We start from the raw sequence: 3,759 nt of genomic DNA, 5'->3' as shown, positions 1-3,759 counted from the left end.
CGCGCCGTCCGCCGAGCAGCCCGCGCCGGGCCAGACTCCCGCCGGAACGCCCGACGAGGCCGCCGCGCCGCAGGGCGGCGAGAACCCGTCGGCGCTGGCGGTGGACCCCGCGACGCTCCCCCACGACCTGTCCCCCTGGGGCATGTTCATGGCCGCGGACTGGGTGGTGAAGGGCGTCATGATCGGCCTCGCCTTCGCCTCCGTGGTGACCTGGACGGTGTGGCTCGCCAAGTCGCTGGAGCTCGCCGGCGCCAACGCCCGCGTGCGCCGCGGCCTGCGGCTGCTCGCCGGCTCCCGCTCGCTCGCCGACGCCCGCTCGGCCTTCGACGGCCGGGGCGGCGCCATCGCGAGCTTCGTGGCCGCCGCCGACGCGGAGGTCTACGCCTCGGCCGACGCCTCCTCGCCCGAGGGCGTGAAGGAGCGCGTCGCCTCCCATCTCAGCCGGCTGGAGGCGCAGGCCGGACGGCGGCTCGCCATCGGCACCGGCGTGCTCGCCACCATCGGCTCCACCTCGCCCTTCGTCGGCCTGTTCGGCACGGTGTGGGGCATCATGAACTCGTTCATCGGCATCTCGAAGACGCAGACCACCAACCTCGCGGTGGTCGCGCCCGGCATCGCCGAGGCCCTGCTCGCCACCGCCATCGGCCTCGTGGCCGCCATCCCGGCGGTGATGATCTACAACGTGTTCGCCCGCGCCATCACCGCCCACCGCGCCAAGCTCGCCGACGCCTCGCAGGCGGTGCAGCGGCTGGTGAGCCGCGATCTGGACCGGGCCGCCCATCCGCGCCTGTCGCGCGCGGCGGAGTAAGCGTCGATGGCCGGGAAGGTCGACGAGAGCGGCGGGGACGACCTCGCCGACAACGCCGAGATCAACGTCACGCCCTTCATCGACGTGATGCTGGTGCTGCTGATCATCTTCATGGTGGCGGCCCCGCTCGCGACCGTGGACGTGGGCGTCGATCTGCCGGCCTCCACCGCCCGGCCGCAGCCCCGGCCGGACAAGCCCGTCTACCTGACGGTGAAGTCCGACATGCAGGTGGCGCTCGGCAACGAGATGGTGGGGCGCGACCAGATCGGCCCGGCGCTGGCGCGCGCCACCAAGGGCGACAAGGAGCAGCGCATCTTCCTGCGCGCGGACAAGACCGTCCCCTATGGCGAGCTGATGGGCGTGATGAACGACATGCGGCGCGCCGGCTACCTGAAGATCGCGCTGGTCGCGATCGAGAGCGTCGGCGGCGGCGATGGCGCGCGCTGACGCGCTCAGCCTGCAGGGCGGCCCGAAGACCGGCGGCGCGGACGTCGCCCGCTGGGTCGGCGCCGGCGCGGTGATCCTCGCCGCCCATGCGGGCGTGCTGATCTTCGCCCAGCGCCCGCCGCAACCCACGGGCTTCGAGACCCCGCCCGCGATCGAGATGGACCTGATGCCTCCGCCCTCCGGCGAGACGCAGGAGCTCGCCGCGAGCGAATCCGCCGCGGTCCCCGAGTCCACGCCCGACACCACGGATCCGATCGAGCCGGACGCGGAGATGCTGCCCGAGCTTGAGACCGACACGCCCCCGCTCGACGAGACGGTGGAGACCGTGGAGGCGGAGGAGACGCCGCAGGAGGTGGCCGAGCTGCCGCCGGACGTGGCCGAGGTTCCGCCGGACGTCACGCCCGAAGTCGCCCTGCCGCCCGAGCAGACCGTGACCGCGCGCGAGATCGAGGAGCCGAAGCCGGCCCCCGTGGTCCGCAAGCGCGAGACGCCGAAGAAGCCGGAGCGCGAGCCGGTAAAGCGCGAAGCGCGCAAGCCGCCCGCCGTGCGGCCGCCGGCCACCGCTTCCACGCCCTCCAGCGGCTCCATGGGCTCGTCCAACAGCGCCGGCTCCGCACGCGCCTCGGCCGACTACGGCCGTCGCCTGCACGCGCTGCTCGCGGCGCAGAAGCGCTATCCCGCCGCCGCGCAGGCGCAGCGGATGCAGGGCCGCGCCGTGATCCGCTTCACGGTGAACCGGTCGGGCTCCGTGGTCAGCCAGTCCATCGCCCAGAGCTCGGGCTACGCCGTGCTGGATCAGGAGCTTCAGGCCATGCTGCGCCGCGCCGCCGGAGGCTTCCCGCCCATGCCGGCGGACATGGCGGGCGGCAGCAAGACCTACACGGTGCCGATGTCGTTCTCCTTCCGCGGCTGAGGACACGAGACGACGGGCGGCCGCCGGTCGCCCGTTCGTCATCAAAAGGCGCCATGACGCAGGTGCGGTTTCGCCCTATACTGCGCGGCGACGACGGGTTTTCCGCCCGCCCACCCTTCTGGACGCTTCATGCCCATCTTTGAAATCGTCGTTCTGATTGGCCTCGTGCTTCTGAACGGCTTCTTCGCCATGTCCGAGCTCGCGGTCGTCTCATCCCGTAGACCACGTCTCAAAATGCTGGCGGAGGGAGGCAGCACAGGCGCCGGACGCGCTCTGACGCTGGCGGAGGATCCGGGCAGCTTCCTGTCCTCGGTGCAGATCGGCATCACGCTGATCGCGATCCTCACCGGCGTGGTCGGCGAGGCGGCGCTGGCGGAGCCGCTGGCGCAGTTCCTGTCGGCCTCCACCCCGCTCGACGCCTACGCCCGCCCCATCGCCAGCGGCCTCGTGGTGTTCGGTGTCGGCTATCTGTCGCTGATTCTGGGCGAGCTGGTGCCGAAGCGCATCGCGCTCGCCGATCCCGAGCGCATCGCCTCGCTGGTGTCCGGGCCGCTGTACCTGCTGGCCCTTGTCGGCAAGCCCTTCGTGGTGGTGCTCGGCGCCTCGTCGTCGCTGGTGCTGAAGCTGCTCCGGGTGAAGGAGCAGGACGGCAACAACGTCACCGAGGAAGAGGTGCGCAGCGTCATCGCCGAGGGCGTCGCCGCGGGCTCGATCGAGCCCGTGGAGCGCAAGATGATCGAGGGCGTGCTCGGCCTCGCCGACCGCCCGGTGCGCTCCATCATGACGCCCCGCCGCGACGTGTTCTGGATCGACGTCACCGACGATCTGGAGACCATCAAGACCGAGCTGTCCGAAAGCCCGTTCTCCCGGGTCGTGGTGGGCAAGGACGGCTCCATCGACGATCCGGTCGGCATCCTGCACAAGAAGGACGTGCTGACCACGCTGATCACCGGCCAGCCGTTCGAGGTCGCGACCGCGGTGAAGGACCCGCTCTACGTGCCCGAAGGCGCCTCCGCGCTCTCGCTGCTGGAGCTGTTCAAGAGCCAGCCCTCCTCCACCGCCTTCGTGGTGGACGAGTTCGGCGGCTTCGAGGGCATCGTCACCTCCCACGACGTGCTGGGCGCCATCGCCGGCGCCCTGCCCGAGGAGCACGAGACGCCCGAGGACCAGGACATCCGCCGCCGCGAGGACGGCACCTACATGGTGGACGGCCGCGCCTCGCTCGACGCCGTGACCGACACCTTCGCCTTCACCATCCCGGCCGAGGACCAGGGCGAGTTCCACACCGCCGCGGGCCTCGTCATCGCCGAGCTGGGACGCATCCCCGTCGAGGGCGACACGGTGGAGATCGGCGGCTGGACCATCGAGGTCATCGACATGGACGGGCCGCGCGTGGACAAGCTGATGTTCCACAAGACCGACGCCCGGGCCGGAAACACGCCCGCCGGCGTCGGCGTCTAAGGCGCCCGACCGGGTCGGGGCGCCGATGTTCGACCGCCCCTCCCGCCTCCGGCCGCCGGAGGCGGAGATCGACGCCGCCCTCGCCCGCCTGCGGACCGAGCTGCTGCGCCGGCCGGCCGCTCCCTCCGCC

4 protein-coding genes are annotated in these 3,759 nt (G+C 72.0%); all 4 read left to right on the top strand.

The window, feature by feature from the left end:
• On the top strand, positions 1-808 hold an 808-nt coding region (gene exbB, locus ACFQ4O_RS16055), incomplete at its 5' end, for a tonB-system energizer ExbB (RefSeq protein WP_378777136.1).
• Between the two features lie 6 nt (positions 809-814).
• Entirely contained in the window at positions 815-1,255 is a 441-nt protein-coding gene (gene exbD / locus ACFQ4O_RS16050; protein ID WP_378777134.1) for a TonB system transport protein ExbD, read from the top strand.
• Entirely contained in the window at positions 1,242-2,168 is a 927-nt protein-coding gene (locus ACFQ4O_RS16045; protein WP_378777132.1) for an energy transducer TonB, read from the top strand. Before exbD ends, ACFQ4O_RS16045 begins: the two co-directional genes overlap by 14 nt.
• Before the next feature lie 129 nt (positions 2,169-2,297).
• Positions 2,298-3,629 (top strand): hemolysin family protein, encoded by a 1,332-nt coding sequence (locus ACFQ4O_RS16040; protein WP_378777130.1) that lies wholly within the window; start codon positions 2,298-2,300, stop codon positions 3,627-3,629.
• Positions 3,630-3,759 lie beyond the last annotated feature (130 nt).

Origin of the sequence: Methylopila musalis (genome assembly GCF_042679725.1) — a bacterium.
Lineage (GTDB): Bacteria > Pseudomonadota > Alphaproteobacteria > Rhizobiales > Methylopilaceae > Methylopila > Methylopila musalis.
This window is presented reverse-complemented; position numbering and strand designations above follow the sequence as displayed.